Origin of the sequence: Photobacterium sp. WH24, assembly GCF_019204055.1 — a bacterium.
GTDB lineage: Bacteria > Pseudomonadota > Gammaproteobacteria > Enterobacterales > Vibrionaceae > Photobacterium > Photobacterium arenosum.
On the sequence record NZ_JAGSOZ010000046.1, the window covers coordinates 1 to 1,352 of the forward strand.

Sequence of the window (1,352 nt, forward strand, 5' to 3'; positions counted from 1 at the left end):
CATAGACAGGACCTTAAGCATTAAGCTTTTCATAAATTCCATCTAAGGTTCTGTCTTTCTTGGATTTTCTCTGAGCTGCTTTGCGAGCATTCATTGATATATATACCATAGCCCATTCCAGTCGCCCTGATATTTCAGACCTTGCTTGGTGCATCAAGCTTTCCAATATTGGCAGTAGCCAAACATCAACATTTTTTGCCGCTTTAAATACAGATACTGACGGCAGGCTGGTTATGGCGATACTTCGCCGAACAATCAGCGCTAGCAAACTGGCCCATATCAGCCCCTCAGCAATGGCTTTTTGTGCCGTTACAAAACGACGCCAATTCGTATGCGACTTTAACTCCTTGAATAGCAACTCAATTTGCCACCGGCACCGATAGAGCGCCATGATATCGTCTGCTGAAAATTGTGATGTCGGCAAGTTTGTCAACCACAGACAAAAACGCTTTTCTTCAGCGAACCATCGACGCACCACCCGGAACTCATACTTTCCTCGCTTGCATCTCAGGTCAAGAACTTCGGAGCGGTTAGTTTTTCGGCTAATATCCTTGAGTTTCATATCTATTAATCTTGGTAATCGCCGACCATTGCCATTGTGGGCATTAACAATCGTTGGGTTAAGTGATTTACCGCCACGGACGATAAAATGGCCGTTATGACGAGAAAGTTGCTCGAAATAGCTAAAATCCACATAGCCAGCATCGGCTAAAAGCAATTTTTTCTCTATGTTGCCAGGTGTGGGCAAGTACGTCCGCTCAGATGCTGTATCTGCCGTTACTGTCATCGTTTTTGGTGACTGGTCAAACAGCGACATGGTCATATGACATTCAATCGCAGCCGGATAGTTTTTGAAACGGCTTGGAAAAACCTCACGAAGTCCGTCGTGAACTCGAAAAGAACTGCCATCCTGCAGAATAACATCGTCGAAATGAGATAACTTTGCTGGCATTGAACGGGAACTCTTCTGGAGTAGCTGAACTGTTGCAAATTTGACCAGCTCTTTCATAAAGTCGGCAAAACTATCTTTTCGCAACTGGTTATGAAAAGGCTTATAAGCCACATTTTGCTTTTCACTCAGACACATCCCGTTGAACTGGCGATGAAGATCGGCAATGGCGTGGCAGTTGCCCTTGCTCAAAGCCGCGAGAAGGCTGAGTACCAATTGTTGAGGCTGAATTGCTCTGGCCCGCTGAGTAAAACCACACTTTCTTGCAGTTTTTTCGAGGAAACTGGCATCGAAGAATTGCATCAGTTGCTTCTTTAAAGAGATAATCGTCATCGGCTTCACGGTTGATTCTGGTTGTTTGTTTGGCGACGATTATCAGATCATAAGTGAAGCCTTTTTTCTA

1 protein-coding gene is annotated in these 1,352 nt (G+C 44.6%); it reads right to left on the bottom strand.

Annotated features, from left to right (window positions below; translation table 11 throughout):
* Positions 1–13: 13 nt before the first annotated feature.
* On the bottom strand, positions 14–1,282 hold the full coding sequence (locus KCG43_RS21245) for an IS4 family transposase (RefSeq protein ID WP_218387448.1): 1,269 nt from the start codon (positions 1,280–1,282) through the stop codon (positions 14–16).
* Positions 1,283–1,352: the final 70 nt, after the last annotated feature.